At 68.0% G+C, this 23,503-nt stretch carries 22 protein-coding genes; 7 read left to right on the top strand and 15 right to left on the bottom strand.

Annotated elements, in window-relative coordinates; genetic code table 11:
- Nucleotides 1-15: 15 nt before the first annotated feature.
- The gene (locus IEW34_RS16310; RefSeq protein ID WP_188610250.1) at nt 16-819 is read left to right on the top strand and encodes an enoyl-CoA hydratase-related protein; all 804 of its coding nucleotides are present in this window, start codon (nt 16-18) and stop codon (nt 817-819) included.
- Nucleotides 816-1,598 carry an enoyl-CoA hydratase/isomerase family protein gene (locus IEW34_RS16305; RefSeq protein ID WP_188610249.1) on the top strand — a complete coding sequence of 261 codons (783 nt, stop codon included), beginning with the start codon at nt 816-818 and terminating at the stop codon, nt 1,596-1,598. The genes IEW34_RS16310 and IEW34_RS16305 overlap by 4 nt, the downstream gene beginning before the upstream one ends.
- A gap of 7 nt (nt 1,599-1,605) precedes the next feature.
- Here the strand turns inward: IEW34_RS16305 and IEW34_RS16300 are convergent, their stop codons facing one another.
- The 10 genes from IEW34_RS16300 to IEW34_RS16255 all read right to left on the bottom strand — a co-directional run bounded on the left by IEW34_RS16300 (nt 1,606) and on the right by IEW34_RS16255 (nt 13,964).
- Complete coding sequence (locus IEW34_RS16300; RefSeq protein WP_188610248.1) at nt 1,606-1,947, bottom strand: cupin domain-containing protein; 342 nt, start codon at nt 1,945-1,947, stop codon at nt 1,606-1,608.
- 38 nt (nt 1,948-1,985) lie between these two features.
- Nucleotides 1,986-3,707 (bottom strand): ubiquinone-dependent pyruvate dehydrogenase, encoded by a 1,722-nt coding sequence (gene poxB, locus IEW34_RS16295; RefSeq protein ID WP_188610247.1) that lies wholly within the window; start codon nt 3,705-3,707, stop codon nt 1,986-1,988.
- A 45-nt stretch (nt 3,708-3,752) separates the two neighbouring features.
- Nucleotides 3,753-4,718, bottom strand: a complete 966-nt coding sequence (locus IEW34_RS16290) for a methyltransferase, TIGR04325 family (protein WP_188610246.1) — start codon at nt 4,716-4,718, stop codon at nt 3,753-3,755.
- 1,060 nt (nt 4,719-5,778) lie between these two features.
- Nucleotides 5,779-6,150 (bottom strand): EthD domain-containing protein, encoded by a 372-nt coding sequence (locus tag IEW34_RS16285; protein WP_188610245.1) that lies wholly within the window; start codon nt 6,148-6,150, stop codon nt 5,779-5,781.
- Between the two features lie 86 nt (nt 6,151-6,236).
- Nucleotides 6,237-7,406 carry an ABC transporter substrate-binding protein gene (locus IEW34_RS16280; RefSeq protein ID WP_444542162.1) on the bottom strand — a complete coding sequence of 390 codons (1,170 nt, stop codon included), beginning with the start codon at nt 7,404-7,406 and terminating at the stop codon, nt 6,237-6,239.
- Nucleotides 7,407-7,668: 262 nt separating this feature from the next.
- The gene (locus IEW34_RS16275) at nt 7,669-8,832 is read right to left on the bottom strand and encodes an ABC transporter substrate-binding protein (protein WP_244642018.1); all 1,164 of its coding nucleotides are present in this window, start codon (nt 8,830-8,832) and stop codon (nt 7,669-7,671) included.
- Nucleotides 8,829-9,731 (bottom strand): siderophore-interacting protein, encoded by a 903-nt coding sequence (locus IEW34_RS16270; protein WP_188610244.1) that lies wholly within the window; start codon nt 9,729-9,731, stop codon nt 8,829-8,831. Before IEW34_RS16270 ends, IEW34_RS16275 begins: the two co-directional genes overlap by 4 nt.
- 19 nt (nt 9,732-9,750) lie before the next feature.
- Nucleotides 9,751-10,611 carry an alpha/beta hydrolase gene (locus IEW34_RS16265; RefSeq protein WP_210324513.1) on the bottom strand — a complete coding sequence of 287 codons (861 nt, stop codon included), beginning with the start codon at nt 10,609-10,611 and terminating at the stop codon, nt 9,751-9,753.
- 65 nt (nt 10,612-10,676) lie between these two features.
- Nucleotides 10,677-12,806 carry a TonB-dependent siderophore receptor gene (locus tag IEW34_RS16260; RefSeq protein ID WP_188610242.1) on the bottom strand — a complete coding sequence of 710 codons (2,130 nt, stop codon included), beginning with the start codon at nt 12,804-12,806 and terminating at the stop codon, nt 10,677-10,679.
- Between the two features lie 279 nt (nt 12,807-13,085).
- Complete coding sequence (locus tag IEW34_RS16255; RefSeq protein ID WP_505625736.1) at nt 13,086-13,964, bottom strand: helix-turn-helix transcriptional regulator; 879 nt, start codon at nt 13,962-13,964, stop codon at nt 13,086-13,088.
- Nucleotides 13,965-14,279: 315 nt separating this feature from the next.
- Between IEW34_RS16255 and IEW34_RS16250 the strand changes: the two genes are divergently transcribed.
- Entirely contained in the window at nt 14,280-15,209 is a 930-nt protein-coding gene (locus tag IEW34_RS16250) for a PaaI family thioesterase (RefSeq protein ID WP_244642016.1), read from the top strand.
- 46 nt (nt 15,210-15,255) lie between these two features.
- On the opposite strand, the gene IEW34_RS16245 is transcribed toward IEW34_RS16250, so the two are convergent.
- The 3 genes from IEW34_RS16245 to cutA all read right to left on the bottom strand — a co-directional run bounded on the left by IEW34_RS16245 (nt 15,256) and on the right by cutA (nt 16,740).
- On the bottom strand, nt 15,256-15,600 hold the full coding sequence (locus IEW34_RS16245; RefSeq protein WP_188610240.1) for a hypothetical protein: 345 nt from the start codon (nt 15,598-15,600) through the stop codon (nt 15,256-15,258).
- 84 nt (nt 15,601-15,684) lie between these two features.
- Nucleotides 15,685-15,969: a putative quinol monooxygenase gene (locus IEW34_RS16240; RefSeq protein ID WP_188610239.1), complete on the bottom strand. Its 285-nt coding sequence runs from the start codon at nt 15,967-15,969 to the stop codon at nt 15,685-15,687.
- A 453-nt stretch (nt 15,970-16,422) separates the two neighbouring features.
- Nucleotides 16,423-16,740 carry a divalent-cation tolerance protein CutA gene (gene cutA, locus IEW34_RS16235; RefSeq protein WP_188610238.1) on the bottom strand — a complete coding sequence of 106 codons (318 nt, stop codon included), beginning with the start codon at nt 16,738-16,740 and terminating at the stop codon, nt 16,423-16,425.
- A 287-nt stretch (nt 16,741-17,027) separates the two neighbouring features.
- Here cutA and IEW34_RS16230 point away from each other — a divergent pair, with 287 nt between their 5' ends.
- The 3 genes from IEW34_RS16230 to IEW34_RS16220 are packed head-to-tail and all read left to right on the top strand — an operon-like array spanning nt 17,028 to nt 19,230.
- Nucleotides 17,028-17,801 (top strand): NAD kinase, encoded by a 774-nt coding sequence (locus IEW34_RS16230; protein WP_188610237.1) that lies wholly within the window; start codon nt 17,028-17,030, stop codon nt 17,799-17,801.
- A 48-nt stretch (nt 17,802-17,849) separates the two neighbouring features.
- Nucleotides 17,850-18,344: a MaoC family dehydratase gene (locus IEW34_RS16225; protein ID WP_188610236.1), complete on the top strand. Its 495-nt coding sequence runs from the start codon at nt 17,850-17,852 to the stop codon at nt 18,342-18,344.
- A 7-nt stretch (nt 18,345-18,351) separates the two neighbouring features.
- Nucleotides 18,352-19,230 carry an HpcH/HpaI aldolase/citrate lyase family protein gene (locus IEW34_RS16220; protein WP_188610235.1) on the top strand — a complete coding sequence of 293 codons (879 nt, stop codon included), beginning with the start codon at nt 18,352-18,354 and terminating at the stop codon, nt 19,228-19,230.
- 127 nt (nt 19,231-19,357) lie between these two features.
- Here the strand turns inward: IEW34_RS16220 and IEW34_RS16215 are convergent, their stop codons facing one another.
- Nucleotides 19,358-19,990 carry a flavin reductase family protein gene (locus IEW34_RS16215; protein WP_188610234.1) on the bottom strand — a complete coding sequence of 211 codons (633 nt, stop codon included), beginning with the start codon at nt 19,988-19,990 and terminating at the stop codon, nt 19,358-19,360.
- Between the two features lie 4 nt (nt 19,991-19,994).
- Complete coding sequence (locus IEW34_RS16210) at nt 19,995-20,564, bottom strand: nitroreductase family protein (protein ID WP_188610233.1); 570 nt, start codon at nt 20,562-20,564, stop codon at nt 19,995-19,997.
- Nucleotides 20,565-21,106: 542 nt separating this feature from the next.
- On the opposite strand from IEW34_RS16210, the gene IEW34_RS16205 reads away from it, so the two are divergent.
- A complete protein-coding gene (locus tag IEW34_RS16205; RefSeq protein ID WP_188610232.1) occupies nt 21,107-23,500 on the top strand; it encodes a glycosyltransferase family protein in 2,394 nt (797 codons plus the stop codon).
- Nucleotides 23,501-23,503 lie beyond the last annotated feature (3 nt).

The raw sequence follows: 23,503 nt of genomic DNA, 5'->3' as shown, positions 1-23,503 counted from the left end.
AATGGGGAGGAAACGGTGACCGGATTGGTCAGTTACGAGCGGCGGGGACCCTTGGGCCTCATTCGGCTAGAGCGGCCGGACGCGCTGAACGCGCTCACGCACGAGATGATCGCCGATGTGGAGCTGTTCGCCCGCGCCGCCGAGCGCGACGCCGACGTGCTCGCCATCTGTATCACGGGGGCAGGCCGCGGCTTTTGCGCCGGCCTCGACATCAGCGTGCTGGCCGCGCAGACCGGCGCGGAGGGGGTGCCCACGCTGAACGAGGCGGAGCCGCGCCCCGCCCTGTTCAGCTTCCTGCTCGATATCTCCAAGCCCGTGATCGGCGCCATCAACGGGGTCGGCGCCGGCGGCGGCTTCGTGCTCGCCATGATGTGCGATCTGCGCTTCATGGCCGAGGAGGCGACGCTCACCACGGTGTTCTCGCGGCGCGGCCTCATCGCTGAACATGCCACCTCGTGGCTCCTGCCGCGCATCGTCGGGCTCAGCCGCGCGCTCGATCTGCTCTGGAGCTCGCGGCGGATCGATGCGGCGGAAGCCTACCGGGTCGGCTTCGCCGATCGCGTGGTCCCGGCGGACCGGCTCCTCGACGCGGTCGAGGCCTACGTCGCGGACATGGCCGCCACCGTGTCGCCCCGGGCGCTGGCGGTGATGAAGGCGCAGGTGCACCGTGACGTCGGGCGGCCGTTCGCCGAGTCGGTCGCCGAGACCCACCATCACATGATCGCGGCGCTGCGCAGCGCCGACGCGGGGGAAGGCGCCCGCTCGTTCGTGGAGCGGCGCCCGCCGCGCTTCGCCGCCTGGACAGGAGAGGACAAATGAGCGTGGACCGCCAGACCGTCACCGTCGACCGCAGCGACGCCGTCGCCACCGTGCGGCTCAACCGCCCGGAGCATCGCAACGGCATCACCGCTGCGATGATGACCGACCTCTACGGCACGCTCCGCGACCTGGCCGACGACGAGACCGTGCGGGTCGTGGTGCTGCGCGGCACGGGGGCCGACTTCTGCCCGGGGGCGGACATCAAGCATTATGCGTCGGGCGCCGGCGGCGGCGGCCGCAGCAGCCCGAGGGAATTCGAAATTTCGGTGCTGCTGCACGAGATGCCGGCGGTCACCATCGCGGCGGTCAGCGGCGCTTGCGCCGGTGCCGGGCTCGGCTGGGCCTGTGCCTGCGACCTGCGCATCGCTTCGGAGACGGCGCGCTTCAACAGCGCCTTCCTGGACGTGGGTGTCGCCGGCGACATGGGCGGCCCGTGGACGCTGCCGCGCATCGTCGGAGCGGCCAAGGCGCGCGAGCTCTACTTCCTGCCGGGCAAATTCGAGGCCGCCGAGGCCTTGCGCATCGGCCTGGTGTCCCGAGTCTCGCCGGCCGACAGGTTCGACGCCGACGTCGCCGCGCTGGCCGAGCGGCTCGGCCGTGCGGCGCCCTTGGCCATTCGCGCCATGAAGGCGAACTTCCTGGCAGCCGAGCGCCTAGGTTTCAGCGACTACATCGCGCTGGAGACCGAGAAGCACGGTCGGCTATTCCAGAGCGAGGACACCAAGGAGGCGTTCCGCGCCTTCGTGGAGAAGCGGCCTGCCGTGTTTCGCGGCCGCTGATCGAGCGCTAAGTTGATGCCGCACCTGCTTGCGGCATCATCACCAGCCCGTCGGGACGCTTCACCTCGATCTCGATGAAGGCGATCGGGTGCGGCGACCCGTTCATCACGTCGTGACGCACCCCCGCGGGACGCAGATATGTCTGGCCGGCGGCGAGCGGCACGTCGGTGACCTTGGTGCCGTCGTGCATGCGCAGCGAGCCGGCGATCAGCATCACGACGAAATAGGGCCAGCCGTGCTCGTGCCAGCCGGTGACCGCGCCGGGCTCGAAGTCCCAGCGGGTGATGCGGGCAACGCTATCGTCCTGCTGGACGGTCGGGACGGCCGGCAGGTCACACACGAACGCCATGGAAGGTCCTTTGCTTCAGGATGTGCGGCAAGGGCGACTCAGCGGAACAGGGCGCTGCGGGCAAGTTCCACCAGTTCGTCTCCGCGGCCGTTGAGCAAAGCCCGTGCCGCATAGAGGCTGAAGCCCTTGGCCTGCTCCGCCTTGATCGCCGGCGGCATGACCAGCTCCATCTTGTCGGTGACCACGTCCACCAACGCCGGCCCGGGGGCGGCGAACGCTTCCTCGAGCGCCGACCTCAGCTCGCCCGGATCCTCCACGCGGATGCCGGTGATGCCGATGGCCCGCGCCATGGCGGCGAAATCCGGGTTCTGGAGGTCGGTGCCGACGTTGAGGAAGCCCGCGGCCTTCATCTCCATGTCGACGAAGCCGAGCAGGCCGTTGTTGAAGATGACGATCTTCACCGGCAGGTCGAGCTGACGGAGCGAGATGACGTCGCCCATCAGCATGGTGAAGCCGCCGTCGCCGCTGAGCGACACGATCTGGCGACCGGGGAACGCCGCCTGTGCCCCCAGCGCCTGCGGCATGGCGTTGGCCATCGAGCCGTGCAGCAGGGAGCCGACGAGCTTGCGGCCGCCCCCCATGCCGATGTAGCGCGCCGCCCACACGGTGGTCTCGCCGACGTCGACGGTAAACACCGCGTCCGGCGCCGCGACCTCGTCGATCAGCTTGGCCAGATATTGGGGGTGGATCGGCATGCGGCCGGGCGTGCCGGTGGCGAGGTCGTCGAGGCCCTTGCGAGCCGTGCGATAATGCGCCTGCGCCTTTTCGAGAAAGCGGTTGTTCGCGCGCGAGCCGAGCTTGGGCAGCAGCGCCGCAAGCGTCGCCTTGACGTCGCCGACGAGCCCCACGTCCAGCCGAGCGCGGCGGCCCAGGTTCTCGGCGCGGATGTCGATCTGCACCACCTTGGCCGCCGTCGGATAGAACTGGCGATAGGGAAAATCGGTGCCGAGCATGATCAGGAGGTCGGCATCCAGCATGGCATGGTAGCCCGACGCGAAGCCGATGAAGCCGGTCATGCCGACGTCGAAGGGGTTGTCGTGCTCCAGAACGTCCTTGCCACGCAGCGTATGCACGATCGGCGCCTTCAGCGCCCCGGCGAGCGCCAGCACCTCCTCGCGAGCGCCGGCGCAGCCCGCGCCGCACAGGAGGGTGATCCGCTCGGCGGCGCCGACGAGCGCGACGAGCCGGTCGAGTTCGCTCGCCGCCGGCACGACGACCGGCGGCGCGATCTCGGTCCAGGGCCGCTGACGGCCGGCGTCGGCCGCCTGCAAGGCCACGTCGCCGGGCAGCACGATCACGGCCACGCCCTGCTTCTGGATCGCCGTGCGCAAGGCGATGTCGAGCACGCGAGGGATCTGGGAGGGGCTGGAGATCAGCTCGCAATAGTGGCTGCACTCGCGGAAGAGCTCCGCGGGGTGCGTCTCCTGAAAGTAGCTGCTGCCGATCTCGGGGCTTGGGATATGGGCCGCGATCGCCAGCACCGGGGTGCGCGTGCGGTGGCAATCGTAGAGGCCATTGATCAGGTGCAGGTTGCCAGGCCCGCAGCTGCCGGCGCAGACCGCCAGTTTGCCGGTGAGTTGGGCCTCGGCTCCGGCGGCGAAGGCCGCCACCTCCTCGTGCCGCACGTGCATCCAGCGCACCGGCGTGGCGCGAAGCGCATCGGTGATGCCGTTCAACGAATCTCCGACCACCCCCCAAACCCGCTGGACGCCTGCGTCTGCAAGCGTTGCGGCGATCACATCGGCGGCACGAACGGCCATGACAAAGCTCCTTCCGGACGGCTGCGGCTGGGCAGTCTCCTATGTTCAAGGCCCAAGGTGAAGGAGGGATTGCCGCGCCTTCTGTTGGCAATGGAGCCGTCGCGCCGTTGCGGGCTTGGCAGAGCGCGAAGGGCGGCGGCTGGTGAGGCTCCCATCCGCAATCGCGCTGTCGTGCATGAAGCAGAAGCCCTCGAGTTCCGTCATCACCCGTTCCGGATGAAAGGGGATTTCGATCGCCAATTCGGGAACCGCCCATCGATCGACGACGCGATAGCCGTGCCGTTCGAAATAGGCGAAGAACTTGCGCCGATTGAACAGTCGATATGGTGACGCCGAGGACAGGTAATTCTGTGCCGTCCATACGTCGTCGCCATCAATCAACGGCACTTTGTTGATCAACACTACATCGGACGATGCGCGAACCCCTTCCAGGATGCCGGGCCCTCGTTCGCCGAGGGGATCAGCCATGCACTGCAGGGATCCAAGGGCGAGCAGGATGTCGGCTCGGGGCGCGGCCTTGAGATCCGTCCCGAAGCTGATCTTGGACGATCCCAATGCCCTGTGGCGCTCGTTGCCGCGCTTCACCACCTCGGGCATGTCGACGACATGCCAGCGCGTCAGCCGGTCGAGCAAGCCATACTGCACGCACAGCTCGTAAAAGCCGCCCCCCGCACCCCCGAGATCTGTGACGGTGCCGCGCGAGTGCAGGAGCTTCATCAGCCAGAGCATAACGGCGAATTGCGAGGTCTGGAGAACCTTGGGCGGTGCCGGAGAAGCGGCGGGCCTCGTCCCTTCGACGAGAACCTTCGCCAGGGCCGCATCGTTCCAGCCGACCTTGCCGAAGCCGGCGGCGAAGGCCTCGGCCTCGCCGAAGCTGTCGAACACGCCGAACATCAGGTTCATTCGCCGCGACCAGACAATCCTGGCGTAGAGTCGCTGGGCGAAGGGCAGACGGCGCAACCACGCGCCGAACACGCTGTGGCAGAGGAGCGCCTTCAGAAGCCGGTTCATCAGGTCAACCTCATATTCCTGCCGCGCGGCTCCATGATCAGCCGCGACGAGACCTGGGAGATGGTGGCGCGCGGCCGACCGCGCGGCGTGGTGGCGCCCATGCGCTGCCGGCCGAGGCCATGGCAACCGCAGGGTGAAAGAGCGCTCCGCTCCGTCGATGAAGGGCAGACGGCCGAGTCCTCGGCGGGCCCGATGTCGGACAGCGGCCGCTTCCCGATGGGAACGCGCTCTGAACAGCGCGACCGACACCGCGCTTCAGCCCAGCTTCGTTGCGTGGGATTGCGTGGCGTTCGACCGCGCCAACGGGCGTGGCTCAGACGAAGGACGGCTTCGGAGGGCGGTCGAGGCCGTGACCTGCACCGCCTGGCAGAGGCCGATCGTCCGGCCGGCGCATGCCACGGGAAAGCGGCGCCGAAGGATCGACGGCTGGCGAGGGGAGCCCACAGGCGCCGTCTACATCGTCATGAGCGCTGGCAAAGCCGTCGTTGAAGGGCTCGCTGTGACAGGCACGGCCCTGCGCGTGATCGCGACCGACCTCAGCTGAGAACGCGGCCGACTCGACGAACGAGCCGCCCCATGCGGGGAATGTCCGCAACGTCGATGGCGCGGCCAGCGTCAGCACGAACGACAAGACGACGATAAAGCTGCGAACTGCAAGCACGGTCTTCGAAAGCTTCTACTGCAAGCGCTAGCGGGGGCCCGGCCGTTGCCTATGAGCGCGGCGCGGGAGCTTGCAGAAATGGTTAGGGCAAATGCCCGACTGCGCAATTCGCCCAATCGGGGGCAGCCCCGGCGCGGACTGCCCCTGCCCTCCTCCAAACGAAGTACGGCGCCTCCGTGGCCGCAAGCCGGTCAGGACAAGGGTCAGGCTCGGGCCGGCAGAGCCGATGACCGGCGAGCCGCCGATCGGCCGCCAACGGCCGCATCCGGCCGTTCGCCAGCACCAGCTTCAGCATTGGCAGTTCAGGGCCGGGCAGGCCGGGATGGCCAGCCCGGCATTGCCGTTCCGTCTGCTGCGGGAGAGACAGGGACAGCAACGGCCCGCGGGCGGAGAGGTTCGCTAGGCCGAGTCGCCCACCACCTCCAGACCCCGGCTGAGGAAGATCGGTGACCTGGCGAGGTCGATGAAGGTCTTCTCATCGGCGAGCAGCTCGGCCCCGGCCTTGATCGTTTCTGGGCTGCGATGGGTGAAGTCGGCCATCGAGCCCCACCAGAGCTCGGCGACACCATCGAAGTCCTCCGGCGCGCCGCGGGAGGCGCGCAGCCACGGCGCCTCCCCTTCAGCCAGCGTATGGCTCTGGACATAGCGCTGGATGCGCAGGATGTCGGCCCGTGCACGGACCAGCGGCGCGTGGTGCTCACGCCAGTAGCGCTGGAACTCCTCGCGGCTCAGATGCGGCAGGCGCACGAGACAGAAGGTCAGCTTGATCACGCAACTCTCCGCATCATGAGTAGGACGGCCGCCGCAGGCGGCGACGCGCCCGAACGGGGACATCCGCTTAGCACGCGGCGGAGGGCTCAGTCAGTGAGCGCGATCTCCTGCCCCATGATCCAGTCGTCGTTCTCGTAACGCGACAGGGCGAAGGACTTGAGCGGCGAGTAGTCCTGCGGCGTCGTCGTGTAGGTCACGCCCGGCAGGTTGATCGGCGCCGTCATGCCGCGCAGGTCGGTGGCCTGCTTGAGCAGGTTGGCGCGAGTGAGGTCATCCTTGCACTTGTCGAGGATCTGCACCATCAGCTTGGCGGTCGAATAGCCGGCAAACCCAACGTTGTCGGTCGGGTCGACGTTGGGCAGGTACTCACGCAGCAAGCTCAGGTAGTCCTTGACATCAGGGTCGTCGGCCCATTTCGGGCTGCTGATGCTGCGGACCGAGCGCAGCGCAAGGACGCCGGTGGCGCTCTCCTTGCCTGCTGGCCGCAACAGGGAAATGGTGGCGGAGCCGCTGAGCAGGTACTGGTCCGCCTCCCAGCCGACCTCGCGCGCCTTGCGCACGCTCTGCGACACGAACTTGCCCACCGTCAGATTGAGGAAGACATCGGCGCCTGAGGCGGCGAGCTTCACCACCTGCGAATCCGCCGTAGGATCTGCCACCTCGTAGGTCGCCTCGGCGACGATCATGCCCTTGTGCTTGGCGCCGAGCTCGGCCTTGAACGCGGTCACGTAGTCGCGCCCGAGCTCGTCGACCTGGTGCAGGATGGCAACTTTGGCCGCCGGCTTGGTGTTGATGAGGTAGCGCGCGAGCACCCGCGCCTCGGTGGCGTAGAGCGCCGAGCCCGGCGTCGTCCATGGGAAGTCCTGCGGGTTGTTGAACCGGGTGGCGCCGCTGCCGACGAGCAGTTGCGGAACTCCACGCGTGTTCATGTACTTCTGCACCGCCCCCTGCGGAGCCGTGCCGACCGAGGAGAACGTCGCCAGCACCTGCTCGCTTTCCACCAGCCGCCGGGTCGCCTCCACCGTCTTGGGCGGGCTATAGCCGTCGTCGAGCGAGACCAGGTTGATCTTGCGCCCGTTGAGGCCGCCCTGCTTGTTGAGGCGCTCGAAATACGCGGTATGGACCCGGCCCATGACGCCCGCGTAGGAGGCCGGGCCGCTGTAGGGCACCGTCTGGCCGAGCTTGATCTCCGTGTCGCTGGCGCCGGCGTCATAGACGCCGGCGGCGCGGGCCGGTCCGGTCAACAGCCCGATCATCGAGGCCGACGCGCAGATGATCATGCACCGGCGCAACGCGTTCGCCATGTCCGCTTCCTCCCTATCGACGGAGCGGCTTTGCCTCGACGCACTTGGCGCGTCGTTGCCGCTCTCGGCCTACAGGTTAGGAGAACTGTCGCTCGTGTCCAGCTCACGATGTTCGTGGATCAGATCCGACAGCTCGGCCGAACTGACCGCGTCGGCAAAGTTGAAGCTGCTTCATGCGCGCTTCAGCCCACCGATCGCCGCGTAACATTGGGTCTCAGCGGGGCGCAGGGAGCGACACCCAAAAGGTTCCGCCGAACGGCACCTGGGCGAATCGCGCGTTGATCTCCGCCAGCGAGGCGGCCGGGTCGACGTCGGCAAAAGCTTGCGGATGCAGCCATTTGGCGATCGCCTCGACGGCGACGATGTTGACGGGGGTATCGTTGAAGTGGTGCCAGAGGCCGAGAGCGCGGCCGCGCGCGACTGCGCCGAGACTGGCCACCGGCGGCTGGGCGATGGTCGCCCGAAACGAAGCCGCGGCAGCCTCGGCGGTCACGCCGGGCCCGAGGACGAAGCCGCCGCGCGCCGCCAGGTGGGAGCCGCCGGTTGCGATATAGGCGTCCGGCTGACGCGACAGGATGTATTCGGCGTTGAGCTGGCCGGTCGTCCCCGGCAGAACGTCGGCGCCGATATTGTGCCCGCCAGCGGCGGTGATGAAGGCATCGAAGGTGCCGCGGCCCGGCGAGTAGCAACAGTCGCTACCACCGGCATGAACGTGCATGAACACGGTCGGCCGGCGCTCGAGGCGCCCGACGCGCTCGTCGATCCGCCGGCGCCGTTGCTCCCAGAAGGAGATGAGCGCCTGCGCCTGGGCTTCGCGGCCGAGCACCTGCCCCAGGATGCGCAAGCTCGGCACCGTGTCGCGCAAGGGGTGGACAAAGAAGTCGACGACGACCACCGGGACCCCGGCGGCTTCGAATTGCCGGATCTGTTCAGTCGATGCGGGCGACTCGCCGCCTAGATAAGCGCTGGTGATCACCAGATCCGGCATCGTTGCCAGCGCGGCTTCGATGGAGAAGGTCGCGGGCGAGCCCTGGCCGATGACCGGCAACTCGCCGAGCCGCGGATAGCGCTTCAGGTAAAGCGCGAACGTGGCCGTTTCGCGCTTGAAATCTCCGCCGAAGCCGACGATCAGGCTGGCGGCCTCGGGGTGGATCAGGGTCAAGGCCGGAAAGTGACGGCCCTGTGCCAGCAGGATGCGCTTGGGGGCCCGCGGAATGGTCACGGTCCGCCCGGCCACGTCGGTCAGGGTGATCGTGTCCTGGGCGGCCGCCGGCAGCGCCAGCAGCATCAGGCACAGGGCGGCCGCGGCGACCGTTGCCGTCCAGCCGCCCCCACGGGCGCCAGCCACCACCTTGCGCAGTCCGCCAGGGCCTCTCACCGGTCGGGCTGCCCGTGCTCCGCGGCCTCGTGAGCGTGGTCGTGGCCGTTTCTCTCATCCGCCACCGCGTGATAGTCCTCGCCCCTGTCGTGATCGTGCGCGTCGGCGTATTCGCCCTCGCTCATGCCGCTCTTCCAATAGCCGATGATCAGAAAGCGGCGCCGGTCGAGGCCACGCTCGTCGCGGACATAGGCCTTGATCGCCCGTGCCGTGCGGGATTCCGCCCCGACCCAGACGAATGGTGCACCGCTCTTCGGCCACGCCACCGAACGGGCCGCATCGATGAGGGCGCGGCTGGCGCCAGGCACTGTTCCGTCGAGGTGCAGCCAGGTGACCTCGACGCCGGGGGGCGCCGCAAGTCCCTGCTCCTCGGCCCGGTCCGGCACCTCGATGAAGGCGTGCCCGCGCGCGTCGGCCGGGAGCTCCTCGAGGGCTCGCGTGATCGCCGGCAGCGCCGTGTGATCGCCGGCGAAGAGATACCAGTCCGCAGCGCCGATGCCGAGCGGGAAAGGACCGCCGATGCCGATCGGATCGCCGGGCTGCGCCCGCTCGGCCCACGACGAGGCGACCCCGTGCCGGCCGTGCCGCACGAAATCCACGTCGAGTTCGCCGCGGGCGCGATCGAGGTGCTGGACGGTGTAGGTGCGGATCGCCGGACGGCGCTCCTCGGGCGGCCAGATCGCTTCGCCGCGCGGACCGCGCAGCGGCCAGCAGTCGTCCCGAACGCCCGCCGGCGGGATGATCAGCTTGATGATCGAGCCATCGGGGATGCCGACGACCTCCGGGCCGCCCAGGGTCACGCGGCGCATGAGCGGCGTGACGTTGCAGGCGCCGACGACCTGGAGCACCCGATGGCCGCGAAAGCGACGGGTCCACGGCTGATCGGAGGGATCTGTCATGCGCATACCAGCATTGCGGTTATGGGACGTCGGGGGCAGAGGGTGGCTCCGCACGGCGGCCGGCGAAACGCAGAGCCCGGCTCAGCGCCGCCGGGATCACCGACGCGTGATTCTCTCCCGCGAAGCTCACGAAGGCGACCGGCAGGGCGCCCGAAGCCGCGAGGCGGCCGGCCAGCGCCTCCGCCTCCTCGACCATCCGGGCCGAAGCGATTCGGGTGAGGTGAGGGCTCGGCAGGGCCGCTGCCGGAACCTGTGGCTGCTCGTCGGCACCGACGGTGATCAACAGGCGCGGCTTCGGCGCGATCCCGGAAGCGCGCGCGACGAAGGATGCCTCGGCGGCGAGGATTGTGCGGTCGTGCCACCAGATCGACGGGCTTGCGGCGACATAGGCCTGAAACGTGCCGGGCCGGTTGAACAGGGCGTGCAGCACGAACAGCCCGCCAAAGGAGTGGCCGAACAGCGCCTGCCGCGAGCGGTCGACGGGTAAGTCCCGCTCGATCTGCGGCTTCAGCTCGGTCTCGATGAAATCGAGGAAGGCGTCGGCCCCGCCGGACCGTGCATCCGCGGCGACCCCGGCCGGCCGCGGCGTGTAATCGAGCGCCCGCCGGTCGAGCGACAGGGCCGCGTCGCCGGGGTAGCCGATCGCCACGATCAGCGTCGGATCGACGCCGGAGACCTCGGAGCGCCACGATTGCAGCCGCATGGTCTCCACCGCCGTGCCGAAGACGGCGTTGCCGTCGAGCACATAGAGCACGGGATAGCCGCCCCGCGGCGCCTCGCGCTGAGGCTTGCCGACGAAGATGCGGTAAGCCAGGCCCGAGCGGGCCACGACGTCGCGCACCTCCGATGCCGGGATCACCGCCGGTTGTTCCATTGCCATTGCCATGCCGCTCCACATCGCGGCGGTGAGGCCAACGGCCAGCCCGCGCGACACCGTCCTGCCGCTCACCACCGATACGACAAAGTCGCGAGCACGGTCCGCCGCAAGCCATAGTTGCAGCTTTGGGAGAAGCAGGAGGAGACGTATTGGTTGTCGAGCAGGTTCTGGGCGTTCACCTGCAGCTTCATACCCTTGAGGCGGGGGTTAACCGCCGCGAAATCGTAGCTGATGACCGCATCGACGAGGCCATAGGCCGGGATCCTGGCAGGGATCCTGCCGACGGTCGGCACGGTGAAAAAGCCCGTCGCATCGCCGTTGCTCTCCCCCACGTAGCGTACGCCGCCACCGATGGAGAGGCCGAGCAGCGGGCCACCCTGGAAGGTGTACTGGGCCCACACCGAAGCGGTCTGGCGCGGCGCGGCCACCGGCGGCTGGCCGACTTCGGCGGCCACGTTGCTCTTGGTGACGCGGGCGTCGATGTAGGAATAGCCTGCGATCAGGTCCAGGCCCTCCATGAGCGTGGCGCGACCCTCGATCTCGATGCCGCGCGCGCGGACCTCGCCGGTCTGCACGAAGAACCCGATGTTTGTCGGGTCCGCGGTGAGCACGTTCTGCTGGGTCAGCTGGTAGGCCGACATCTGAATGAACGCATTCATGCCCGGAGGCTGGTACTTCACGCCGGCTTCGTATTGCTCGCCGGTGGTCGGCTCGAACGGCGTGCCGCCGAAGCCGAGCGTCGTGACCGGATCGAACGATGTCGAATAGCTGGCATAGGGCGCGACCCCATTGTCGAAGAGATAAAGCAGCGCCGCGCGGCCGGTCACCGCCCGATCGTTGAGCTTCGTCGAGGCGCCCGTCGCGCGGGTCACGATGTCCGCCTTGGCCCAGTCGGTGCGCACACCCGCCAGCAGCACGAACCGGTCCCACTTTACCTGATCCTGCAGGTAGACGCCGGCCTGACTGGCGATCTGATCGATGTAGCCCGCCGAGGCCGGGGTGAACGGCTGGTAGTAGACGGGCGCGAGCCAGTTGATCGGACTGACCGTGCCGCCGAAGCCGGTCCAGGCGCTGGAATCGCCGTACTGATAGTCAAGACCCAGCAGCATCTTGTGGCGCAGCGCGCCGGTGTTGAAGCGCGCTTCGACCTGGGTGTCGGCGTTGAAGGCGGCCAAATGCTCGCGCGAATAAGTGGCGCGCCTCGTGATGATCGACTGGCCCGGCATGGTCAGGGCCGCCCCGGCGATGGTCTTGAAGTAGCTGTCCAGGTCCATGAAGCGGACGTTCTGGCGCACCGTGAACACCTCGTTGAAATGGTGTTCGAACTCGTAGCCGATCATCGCTTCCTTGCGGCTGAAGCCCTCGAAGATGGGATCGCCGGGGAAGAACTTGGTCGGTATCCTGCCGTTCTTGTTGGGAAGTACCGTGCCGACGGCGGGCATGAAGCCGTAGAACCCCGTCTCCGGGTCATTCTGGTACTTGGCCAGCACGGTGAGGGTCGTGGCGTCGTCCGGCTTCCAGGTGAAGGCCGGCGCGATGTAGACGCGCTCGTCGCGGGTGTACTGCACCTGCGTGTCGCCGCCTCGTGTCAGGCCCGTCACGCGGTACATCAGCGTCCTGTCGGCGTTGACGGGACCGCCGATGTCGAAGGCCGCCTGCTTCTCGCCGTAGCTGCCGACGCGCAGCAGCACCTCGCCGAAGGGTTCCGGCGTCGGCTTCTTGCTGATCAGGTTGATAATGCCGGCCGGATTGCCCTGCCCATAGAGAACCGAGGCGGGGCCGCGCAGCACCTCGATGCGGGAGAGGCCGTAGGGCTCGACTGACGGGACGCCATAGTTGATGGCCCGCTGCAGCTTCAGCCCGTCCAGGTAGTTGACGTAGTTGGCGGCGGTGCCGCCGCCGCCGAAGCCGCGCACGAAGACGCTGTCGTAGCGGCCCGGCCGGCTCTCCGAGACGACGCCCGGGGTGTAGCGCAGGGCCTGGCTGACGCTCTGTGCCGCCTGGTCCTCGATCTGCTGGCTGGGCACGACGCTGATCGACTGCGGCGTCTCGATCAGGGCGCTGTCGGTCTTGGTGCCCGTGGCGCTGCGGCTGGCGACGAGGCCGTTGACTGGGCCCCGCGCCGTCTCGGCTGCAGGCCCGCCGGCTCCGCCCGTGCCATCACCGGCGCCTTGCACCTCGATGGTCGGTAGGCTCACGCCCTGCGCCTGCGCGCCTCCGGACAAGAGAGCTAGAGCCATTCCAATCGGAAGCGCCGCATCATAGCGCAGTTTCGCCAGTACCCTAGTCGCGTCCATCGACCATCCAACTATTCGCAAGTTCGCACGCGCCACTCTGCGCGCGAAATACGTTCAAACATCCGCTGGTTTGGTCGTAGCGGGGGCGCGAGGACGGATCAATCCAAGTGACTTTCGCTCTACGCACTCATTCTTGCGATCAACTTTAGAACCTATGGAAGAAAGCGCGCCGGCCCGCCATTAGCGCAGTCCGCTCGGCCGCACGCCGAAACGCTTGCGGAACGCCGTCGACAGATGCGCCGGCGTGTAGCCGACCTCGTACGCCACCTCGGCGACCGACAGCTCGCCGCTGGCGAGCATCTTGTAAGCCATCTCCAGGCGCTGCTGCTGAAGCACCACTTGGACCGTACCGCCGTAGGTCCGGCGAAAGCCGCTGTTCAGCTTGCGCACGGTGAGCCCCACCCGCCGCGCCAGATCCTCGACGCCGGGTGGATCCCGCAGGGCTCCGAACAGGAAGTCGCGGGCCGCCTGGACCCGCTCCAGCTCCGAGGTGCGCAGGCGTGTCGCCAGGCGGCGCTGCTGCATCTCGGGCGCGAACTGCTCGAGGGCAAGCGCGACGAGTTCCAACGCCTTGCCCAGGCGATAGAGTCGATGGGTCGGCCGTCGCGCGACCGATGAGGCAATCTGAGTCGCAGCCGACCTGGTCGCGGCATCGAGCGGCGCCGTGAACACCAAGGCGGCGCCCTCGCCCCGGTCCCCGACCCAATCCGACAGATCGACGCCGATCTCGGCGCGCACCACCTCCGGATCGACATGCACGATGGCGTAGCGATCGGACACGCCGTCCTCGAACTCCTGGTAGCGGCGGTGCTCGCCGCTGCTCAGGATCATGACCACCGCCGGAGCCTGCACCGAAATCGGCGGATCGTCGTCGATCCGCAGCGTGGTGCCACCGGACAGCTTGACCACGATCTTGAGGCCTTCGCCCAAGGCCGTCTCGATATGACGCTGTGGTCGACACGTGATTTCACCCGCCGAAACGATGAGCCGGCCGCCGAGATGAATCGACACTTCGCGCGAGCGGTGGGGAGGCAAGTCTTCCGGCTGAGCGGCGATCATGAAACTTGGTAATGCTCAGCGAGGTCGAATGAAAGCCTCGCACACGCTCATTAGAACGATTCAAATTCAATAGCTATATTCACCGAGCCCGACGCTGTACTCGGCGGGCGCGCGGATGCCGATCCTCGCCAGCGGGGCGTCCGTCGACCAGCCGTTCAGCGGCCCGCGAACCGGTTGCCGCTCCCGCGGAAATGAGCCAGTACGTGAGGCACGCTGGAGCCGCCGAGCCATCCCGGCATGGTCCGTTCGCCCGGTCGCCGGCACCCGGGCCGCACGACCACGCCGAGGCCGCAACCTCTGGAGACCGAGCACGCGATGACCACGTCCGAGACTGCCACCCCGGAGCCCCTGAAGCCGGAACACATCGCGCTGATGCAACGCCACATCGCCGGAGGCACGCCCCACGCCAAGGCGATCGGCATGACGCTCGAGAAAGCCGCGCGGGGCCACGCCTGGCTCACCCTGCCCTATCAATCCATGTTCGTCGGCGACAACCGCACGGGCGTCATGCACGGCGGCGTCATCACGGCTCTGCTCGACCATACCGCCGGTGCAGCCGTCCAGGTGACCCAGCCGATCAAGGCCGCGATCGCAACGCTGGATCTGCGCATCGACTACATGAAGCCGGCGGTGAGCGGGGTCGCGGTTCACGCGCACGCCCACTGCTACAAGATGACGAAGAACATCGCCTTCGTCCGGGCCACCGCCTACCAGAACGGCGAAGACGATCTCATCGCCAATTCGGTGGCCACCTTCATGCTGTCGGCCAACCGCACGCTCATGGGACGGGACGCGCCGGCCAAGTTGCCGGAGGCCTCGCCGCGCGCGACGCCGCCCCGCGACCCGAGACCCTCGGACGGCTCCCTCGGTCTCATGCCCTATGCGCAGTTCCTCGGCGTCGAGGTGGAAAAGGAGGGGCCGACCGTCACCTCCATCCTGCGCTTCGGGCCCCACCTCATCGGCAACCCGGTGCTGCCTGCCCTGCACGGCGGCGCCATCGGCGCCTTCCTCGAGACCTCCGCCATGGTGCAGGTGGCAGCCGAGATGGGCGGCGGCCGTTCGCCCAAGCCGATCGGCCTGACCATCAACTACCTGCGCTCGGGCCGGCCGGTCGACACGTTCGCCCGCACCACGATCACCAAGGAAGGCCGGCGTGTCGCCGCCATCGCCGTGGAGGCTTGGCAGGACGATCGACAAAAGCCGATCGCCAGCGCCTACGGCCATTTTCTGCTCAAGCCAGATTGAACGGTCCAGGACACGTCGTGCTGCCGCTCGCCGGTCCGGCGTCGCGTCAGGGCGACACCCGGCGGGCATCGCGCGCCATGGTTAGACAGACGAGCAGTTCGACATAGCTGTTGGGCGCGTCGCGGCTGCCGGCCGTGCGCTCGCAGGTCTGGCGGTCCGCCGTGCTGAGCGTGGTCCATTGTTTGGAGACGCTGGCCTTGGCGGCGCGCTCGTCGCCCATGCATCCGCTGGGCAGATCGCTCGTCGTGCGCCCCGAATCGGCCGGCGTGCGGCAGGTATCGCGCAGATCGTACGAGGGGATGCGCGGAGGGGCTGCCAGCGCGCCCGCCGCGCCGAGACAAAGCGCCATTGCGGCTAAGATCAGAGATTTCACGCCGGCCTCCTCGACCATGGAAGTCCCCCGGCGAAACCGTCGCGCCCATTTACCGCCGAATTTGTGGCGGGATGGCGCCGAGACCGCCATCCCGCCCGGCCGTCAGGCCTCCTGCAGGACGAGCACCTGGGGCGGACCGTCCATGAACTGGCCCATCTCCTTGCCGAGCGCGCGGAAGTGGTCGGTCTTGCGATGCGCGTCGATCGCCGCCTGGTCCTTGTAGCGCTCGATGAACACGTATGTCGCGGGCTCGGGCGCGCGGTGCAACCGGTAGTATTCGCAGCCGGGCTCGTTGGCAGCGACCTTATCCTGAAGTTCCTTGGCCACTTTCTCGAAACTCGCCTCCTGGCCGGGCTTCACCTTGATCGTGGCGACAATCGATACCATGCGCATTTCCTCCGTCTTGCTGAGAGGGTGAGCCATAGCGCAAGGCCGGAGCGAAAGCGACGGGGGATGAGCCGGCGCGGCGATGCGCAAAACGAAAGGCCCTCCCTCGACCTAAGCCGAAGAAGGGCCAGCTCATACGCGAGCAGAATGTCGAGGCGGGGCTGGGGGGGCTTTGGTGCCTCGACATATGTTCAACGCCGCGTTCGGACGGAGGTTCCGTAGCGGCTGATATTTTTGTGCGCACGCACCCCGGAGCGTCGCGGTCCCTCGGCGACGCATCCATTCCCGCAGGCGCTCAGTGGAGACCGCCGAGGGCCCAGATCAGGATCAGGATCGGGATGGGCACGCCCAGGAGCCACAACAGACCGTAGCGGAACATAGAAATATCCTCCTCCACATGAGCACCGGTGTGGAGAACCGCGCTGCCGCGCCGGTGTTCCGCTGCCGGCCGTTTCAGTCGGCGGTCTCCCGCATGATCCAGGCCGCCGTCGCATCGTCTGCCGCAGCTTCGAGGATCATGACGACTGGCGTCTCGTAGGGGTGCACGGCCCTGAGCGCAGTCACGAGCTCGTCGCGCCGGCCCGTCCGCGTCTTGAAGATGACCACAGCCTCGCGGCCCTCCTCGATCTCGCCGTGCCAGGCGTAGACCGATTGCATGCCCGGAATGACGTTGACGCAGGCGGCCAGCCTGCGGCGCACCAGCTCACGCGCTGCGTCCGCCGCCAGCCGTTCGTCGGGAAAGGTCGTGTAGACGAGAAGCGTCTTGTCCATTTATGTCTCCGGGCGTCGCGACCCGCGGGGGCTGGAGCGCTTCGCGATGGGCGAAGGCGCCCAATCCCCAAAGAAGCGATCCAGATTCAAAGAGTTGGAGCATTCCTTGCAATTGAATGATCACATACGATGCAAGGAATGCGCTAGCGCGCTTCACGCCTGGGGCGGCACCGCCCGGCCCCAAGAGAAGCGCTCCGAATTCAAGAGGTTATGAGTATTTTGCCATTGGATGATCCCATCCAATGGCAAAATGCTCTAGGCGGAACCCACCGGCGGCAAGGCAGGCGATGCACCAGCGGTATCCGACGATCGGCTTCGTTTCCAGCGACACGGCTGAAGCCCGCGCCTCGCTGGAGCGCCTTGCGGCGCGCTACGACGGCGTCGATCCCGTCGAGGCGAGCGTCGTCGTGGCGCTCGGCGGCGACGGCCTGATGCTGCAAACGCTGCATCGCTTCATGGAGGCGCGCAAGCCGATCTACGGCATGCATCGCGGCACCGTCGGCTTCCTGATGAACGACTATTGCGAGGACGATCTGATCGAGCGGCTCGCCGCAGCGCACCGAAGCATCATCCATCCGCTGCTGATGACCGCCCGCGACGGCGACGGCGGCGCGCACCAGGCGCGGGCCATCAACGAGGTGGCACTGCTGCGCCAATCCTACCAGGCCGCCAAGCTCAGGATCACCGTGGACGGCAAGGTGCGCATGGAAGAGTTGACGGCCGACGGCGCGCTCGTCGCCACTCCGGCCGGCTCCACCGCCTACAATCTTTCGGCCAACGGGCCCATTCTGCCGCTCAATGCGCCCTTGCTGGCGCTGACGCCGATGGCGCCCTTCAGGCCGCGGCGCTGGCGCGGCGCCCTGCTGCCGGATCACGCCCGGATCGGCATCGAGGTGCTTGAGACCGAGAAGCGGCCGGTGTCGGCCGTCGCCGATGCCGCCGAGGTCCGCTCGGTCACTCGCGTCGACGTGCAGATGGACCACAGCATCGATCTCGTGCTCCTGCACGATCCCGGCCACAGCCTCGACGAGCGCATTCTGCGCGAGCAATTCGGCTACTGACGACGCGGCTGCGGCCGCAAACGACGCCCAGAGCGAGGAGACGACGCCATGGCAGAGACCGCCAACGCCCCTGCACCCCATCCCCGCGGCGGGCTCTACTTCGAGGACTTCGCGGTCGGCCAGGTGTTCCGGCATCGCCTGACGCGGACGGTCACGCAGATGGATAACATGCTGTTCTCCAACATGACGCTCAACCCGCAGCCGCTGCACATCGATGCGCACTTCTGCGCCACCGAGACGGATTGGGGACGGCCGATCATGAACTCGCTGTTCACCCTCGGGCTGATGATCGGCATCTCGGTGAACGACACGACGGTCGGCACCACCATCGGCAATCTGGGCATGTCCGACGTGAAGTTCCCCGCCCCGTTGTTCGAGGGCGATACCATCCGCGTGGAGAGCGAGATTGCCGCCGTGCGCGAGTCGCGCTCGCGTCCGACCGCCGGCATCGTCGATTTCATCCACCGCGCCTACAAGCAGGACGGCACGCTGGTGGCCGAGTGCCGGCGCCAGGCCTTCATGCTCAAGCGCCCAACGGCCTGAGGCGCCCATGCGCTCCTATCTGTTCGTGCCGGGCGACAGCCCGAAGAAGATGACCAAGGCGATGCAATCGGGCGCCGACGCGCTGATCCTCGACCTGGAGGATTCGGTCGCTGCCGGAGAGAAGGACAAGGCCCGGCAGGTGACGCGGGATTTCCTGAACGAGGCGACCGGGGCGAGCGGCGGCCCGCGGCTCTTCGTCCGCGTCAACGCGCTCGACACCGGTCTGACCGACGGCGACCTCGCCGCGGTCATGGCTCGGGGGCCGTACGGCATCATCCTGCCCAAATCATGCGGCGGCGCCGACATCGCCCGCCTCGGCGCCAAGCTTGCCGTGCATGAGGCCGAAAGCGAGCTTGCCGATGGTGTGACGCGGATCATGCCGGTCGCCACCGAGACGGGTGCCAGCGTCTTCGCGCTCGGCACCTATGCCGGGTCGAGCCGGCGGCTGCTCGGCCTCTCCTGGGGGGCGGAAGACCTCTCCGCCGACATTGGCGCGCAGACCAACAAGCGCGACGACGGCCAGTTCTCGGAACCCTTCCGCCTGGTGCGCTCGCTGCTGCTGTTCGCCGCCGCGGCCGCCGGCGTCGACGCCATCGACAGCGTCTTCACCAATCTCAAGGACCTGGACGCCCTGGATCGCGAATGCCGCGAGTCCGTGCGCGACGGCTTCGTCGGCAAGCTCGCGGTGCACCCGGCCCAGATCCCGGTGATCCACGAGCGCTTCACCCCCTCGCCCGACGCGCTGGCCCACGCCCAGGCCATCGTCGACGCCTTTGCCGCCGATCCGACGCTCGGCGTCGTCTCGATCGGGGGTGACATGATCGACCGTCCACATCTGGTCCGCGCCGAACGGGTCCTGGCGCGGGCCGGGCGAGGTCAGCCTTAAGAGAACGCGCGGCTCCGGCGGAAGCGGGCGCCGCGCGGGCACTTTCCGATCGGGCACGCTCGCCCGTTCGGAGCGGCGTGCTCCCCGCTCAACGAGGTGGAGCCGGGCAATCCGATCCCGACATCCCCTACTGCTCCTGCTGCGGCCCGGAATCGCCGCCGCCCGGGGGGCGGGTGATGGAGAAGACCTCGTCGACCACCGCATAATCCCGGTAGCCCAGGCGCGCGATCGGCCGCATCGCCGCGGTGTCGACGATCCCGTCCGTGACGAACCGATCGTCGATGTAAACGCCGACGACCTGGCCGAGCACGAGCCACCAGCCGGTCGGCTGGCCGCCGATGTCGGCCAGTTCCGTGGTCGAGAGCCAGCGGCATTCCAGAGCCGCCGCGATGCCCTTGACGCGCGGGGGCGCCACCAGCGCCGAAGGCTCCATCTCCAGCCCGGCCACATCGAACTCGCTCTCGCCGCGCGGCAGAGGCGCCGAGGTCTCGCTCATGGCATGGCGCAGGTCGAAGGTGGCGATGTTGCAGACGAACTCGCGCGTCTCGTCGATAAAGGCGACGCTGTCCTTGTAGCCGCCGCTGGAGAAGGCGACGATGCCCGGAGAGGTGGCTACGGCGTTGAAGAAGCTATAAGGCGCCAGATTGACCTCGCCCTTGGCGCTGACGGCGCTGATCCAACCGATCGGCCGTGGCACGACCAGCGCCTTCAGCGGGTCATGGCGGATGCTCGAGGGGCGGGCGGCGGCGTCGTAGAACACGGGATCACCCCTGGTAGCGGGAGACGATGGCGGCAAGTTCCGGCCGGTCCCGATCGGGCGGTAGGGTGGCGGCTCGGCCGATGTGCACGAAGCCGGCCATACGCTCGTCCGGCGCCAGGCCCATGGCGTCGAGGACGCGACGGTCGTAGGCGATCCATTCGGTCAGCCAGGAGCTGGCAAAGCCCATGGCCTGGGCCGCGATGACAAGCGCCATGCAGACGGCGCCGGCGGAAAGCTCCTGTTCCCAGACCGGGATCTTGGCGTGCAGCCGGGCTCGCGACACGACGGCCACGACGAGCGGCGCGCGGGCGAGCCGGCCGCGCTCCAACGCGACGCGTCCGTCGTCGGCACCGGGCGCGTCGGCGCGGAAGGCGGTGGCGATGACGTCGCCAATCCGCAGCCGCTCGTCCCCTTCGAAGAGGATGAAGCGCCAGGGTGCCAGCTTGCCATGGTCCGGCACCCGGCTGGCGACGCGCAGCAGCGTCTCGATCTCCTTGGAAGAGGGACCCGGCCCCGCCAGTCCCTGAGGTGGGACCGATCGGCGCAGCTTCAGAAGATCGAGGGTGTCTGTCACGAATTGGCCTCCGGTGGCGGCCAAGAGGGCCGCGCGGCGCTCCGCACATAGTGCATGCCCACGGCATTTCGCAATCGGATGGTCTTCCTTCAATCACGAAATGCCCCGACCTGGAGCGCTTCGCGACGAGGGAGTCCACCCGATCGCGAAGCGCCCCAAGAGCCCGTCGGGGCTCTTGCTCCCCGGAACGCCTGCTGAGACCCATCAACGGCCATGCCATTCACATTCGGTTCATTTGCTCTCAGCACAAATGCTAAAAATACAAGCTTCCGCTTAGCCGTTTTGCCGAATTGCGCAGCAGGCGGGCTGGGAGCTATCGTCCATCGAAACGGCCGCGACCAAGATCGGCCGAGGCGGGACGAGAAACCCGAGGGCAACCTCGGCGGGGGGCCAGAGGCGTGATGCGTTATCTTCGGCGCGGAGCTCGCCCAGCCGGGCGCGCGGACGCGATATCAAACCCTTTTGAGCGTGCGGGCAGTTGCCCGACGGCCGGCCTGGGCGCGGCGGCCATACGGCCGTCCCGCTGGACGGCCCAGCAGACCGTGACCGCCCTCATCTGCGTGCTGGTGTTCTGGGCGGCGGCGGCGGCTGTCTGGCCGCTCTCGGGCTCGGTGGTTCCCTGGGATTCGAAGAACCAGTTCTACCCGATGCTGCGCTATCTCGGCGCCTCTCTTGCCAATGGCGAATGGCCGCTCTGGAATCCCTACCACTTCAGCGGCCACCCGGCCGTCGCTGATCCGCAATCGCTGCTGTTCACCCCGACCATGCTGCTGTTCGGCTGGCTCGATCCGTCGCCGAGCCTCGAACTCTTCGACGTGGTCGTGTTCGCTCACCTGCTGCCCGGCGCGTTCGGCATCGTCGGCCTGTTTCGACGGCGCGGCTGGCATTGGTCGGGCGCCGTGATCGCGGCGATGATCTTCGTGCTCGGCGGCTCGGCCTCCTCACGCCTCCAGCACACCGGGATGATCGTCAGCTACGGATTCTTCCCGCTCGCGCTGCTGCTGCTCGAAGAGGCGCTGGCGCGCCGGTCCTACCGCTTCGGCTTCGCCTTCGCGCTGGTCGCGCTGGCCATGGCTATCGGCCGCGACCAGGTCGCCTTTCTCTGCTGCCTCACCCTCATCGGCGCCGTGGCGTACGAGGCCCTGAGTTCGGGCCGCGCCCTTGCCTACCTCCGCGAGCGGGCGCTGCTGCTCGCCTTCATGGGCGCCACGGGCGGCGCGCTGATCGCCGTCCCGGCCCTGCTCACCGTGCAGTTTCTGTCCGACTCCAACAGGCCGTCGTTCGGCCTGGACATCGCTGCGCAGGGCTCGCTACCGCCGAGCAGCCTCGCCACGCTGCTGTTTGCGAACATCTTCGGGTCGTTGCGCACGACTTACGACTATTGGGGCATGTCCAACGGTGCCGTCGACCGGGCCGTCAACTATCTCTTCGTCGGCACCCTGCCGGCGCTGCTGCTGCTCTGGCACGGCATCGCGGGCGGTCGGCTGTTCAGCCGCGAGTTCCGCTTCTTTCTGATCGTCGCCGCGGCCATGCTGATCTACGCGGTCGGCACCTACACCCCGATCTATACGCTGGCGTTCGACATCGTGCCGGGGCTCGACCTCTACCGAAGGCCAGCCGATGCGACCTTCCCGCTCAACGTGGCGCTGGCGCTGGCGAGCGGCTACCTCGTCCATCGCTTCGTCACCGAGGGCCTGCCGCGCATCGAGACGCGTCGGCACGTGCTTTCGGCGGCGCTGGCGCTCACGGCCATCGTCCTCGTGGTGGCGGCGCTCGCCAGCGGCGTCGACTATGCCATCAAGGCACAGCATCTGGCCGACGCGCTCACCGACGCCGGCCTCGGGCTCGCCGTCGCCGCGGCCGCGGCGGTCCTCGCCCTGTCGGTGGCCCGGCTCGGCCAGCGTCCCGGGTTGCGGGCCGCGCTCGCCTGCGGCCTCATCGCCATTACCGGCGGCGAGCTCATCGCCCGCAACGCGGCTTCGGCCCTCAATGCGGAGCCGCAACAGCGCTACGCCGTTTACGAGAACCTGCCGCCCGAACAGGTGGCCGGGCTCAAGGTACTCAAGACCGAGCTCGACCTGCGCCATGCCCGCGGCGAGCGGCCGCGGGTCGAGATCCTCGGCCTCAGCGGCCCGTGGCAGAACGCCTCCATGGTGTTCGGCCTGGAGGACACTCTCGGCTACAACCCGCTGCGCATCTCCGACTACGAACGGGCCGTCGGCCCGGGGGAGAATTCCGAGGACCCCAACCTCCGGCAGTTCCCCGTCACCTTCCGCGGCTACCGTTGCCGCCTCGCTTCGCTGCTCGGGCTTGAGTACCTGGTGCTGAGCAAGCCGATCGAGAAGATGTCCAACCGATTCCCACGGCTGCCCAACGCGACGCTGCTCTACGGCGCCGGCAGCATGTGGATCTACAAGATGCCGCCGACCATGCCGCGGGCCTATCTTGCCACCCGGCTGGTTCCGGTGGACAGCGAGAGCGTGCTCGACGGCGAGGAGTTGCCGGACTTCGACCACACCAACTCGGCCCTGATCGAGGAGAGCGAAGCCGAGTTGCTCGCCGGCGACTACGGCCTCAAGGACCAGACGACGGAGCCGGCCGCGGCGGGGGGCAGCGTGATCATCCGCGGCTACCGGCGCAACGCCATCGTCATTGACGTCGAGACCGACCGCAACGCGCTGCTGGTGCTGCACGACATCTACTATCCCGGCTGGGAGGTGATGGTCGACGGCGAGGAGAAGCGCATCTTGCGCACCAACCTGCTGTTCCGCGGCGTCGAGATCCCGCCGGGCCGCCACCGCGTGCGATTCGAGTTCAAGCCATTGTCAGTCCATAATTTGGTCGCAGCAGCAAGCGAGCTGGTGAATCGCGACAGCGAAGAGCCGGATGAAGCAAGCGAAGCGCCCGTTCCCGCGGGCATGACGCTGACACGCTGAGAG

It is taken from the genome of Chelatococcus reniformis, assembly GCF_014640075.1.
In the GTDB taxonomy this organism is placed as follows: Bacteria; Pseudomonadota; Alphaproteobacteria; order Rhizobiales; family Beijerinckiaceae; genus Camelimonas; species Camelimonas reniformis.
This window is presented reverse-complemented; position numbering and strand designations above follow the sequence as displayed.

Excerpts from the sequence above, each read along its gene's own strand:
- IEW34_RS16305 (WP_188610249.1), top strand. The coding sequence starts at position 816 with ATGAGCGTGGACCGCCAGACCGTCACCGTCGACCGCAGCGACGCCGTC.
- IEW34_RS16300 (WP_188610248.1), bottom strand. The coding sequence starts at position 1,947 with ATGGCGTTCGTGTGTGACCTGCCGGCCGTCCCGACCGTCCAGCAGGAC.
- poxB (WP_188610247.1), bottom strand. The coding sequence starts at position 3,707 with ATGGCCGTTCGTGCCGCCGATGTGATCGCCGCAACGCTTGCAGACGCA.
- IEW34_RS16290 (WP_188610246.1), bottom strand. The coding sequence starts at position 4,718 with ATGAACCGGCTTCTGAAGGCGCTCCTCTGCCACAGCGTGTTCGGCGCG.
- IEW34_RS16280 (WP_444542162.1), bottom strand. The coding sequence starts at position 7,406 with ATGATCGGGCTGTTGACCGGACCGGCCCGCGCCGCCGGCGTCTATGAC.
- IEW34_RS16270 (WP_188610244.1), bottom strand. The coding sequence starts at position 9,731 with ATGACAGATCCCTCCGATCAGCCGTGGACCCGTCGCTTTCGCGGCCAT.
- IEW34_RS16265 (WP_210324513.1), bottom strand. The coding sequence starts at position 10,611 with ATGGCAATGGAACAACCGGCGGTGATCCCGGCATCGGAGGTGCGCGAC.
- IEW34_RS16255 (WP_505625736.1), bottom strand. The coding sequence starts at position 13,964 with ATGATCGCCGCTCAGCCGGAAGACTTGCCTCCCCACCGCTCGCGCGAA.
- IEW34_RS16250 (WP_244642016.1), top strand. The coding sequence starts at position 14,280 with ATGACCACGTCCGAGACTGCCACCCCGGAGCCCCTGAAGCCGGAACAC.
- IEW34_RS16245 (WP_188610240.1), bottom strand. The coding sequence starts at position 15,600 with ATGGTCGAGGAGGCCGGCGTGAAATCTCTGATCTTAGCCGCAATGGCG.
- IEW34_RS16240 (WP_188610239.1), bottom strand. The coding sequence starts at position 15,969 with ATGGTATCGATTGTCGCCACGATCAAGGTGAAGCCCGGCCAGGAGGCG.
- cutA (WP_188610238.1), bottom strand. The coding sequence starts at position 16,740 with ATGGACAAGACGCTTCTCGTCTACACGACCTTTCCCGACGAACGGCTG.
- IEW34_RS16230 (WP_188610237.1), top strand. The coding sequence starts at position 17,028 with ATGCACCAGCGGTATCCGACGATCGGCTTCGTTTCCAGCGACACGGCT.
- IEW34_RS16225 (WP_188610236.1), top strand. The coding sequence starts at position 17,850 with ATGGCAGAGACCGCCAACGCCCCTGCACCCCATCCCCGCGGCGGGCTC.
- IEW34_RS16220 (WP_188610235.1), top strand. The coding sequence starts at position 18,352 with ATGCGCTCCTATCTGTTCGTGCCGGGCGACAGCCCGAAGAAGATGACC.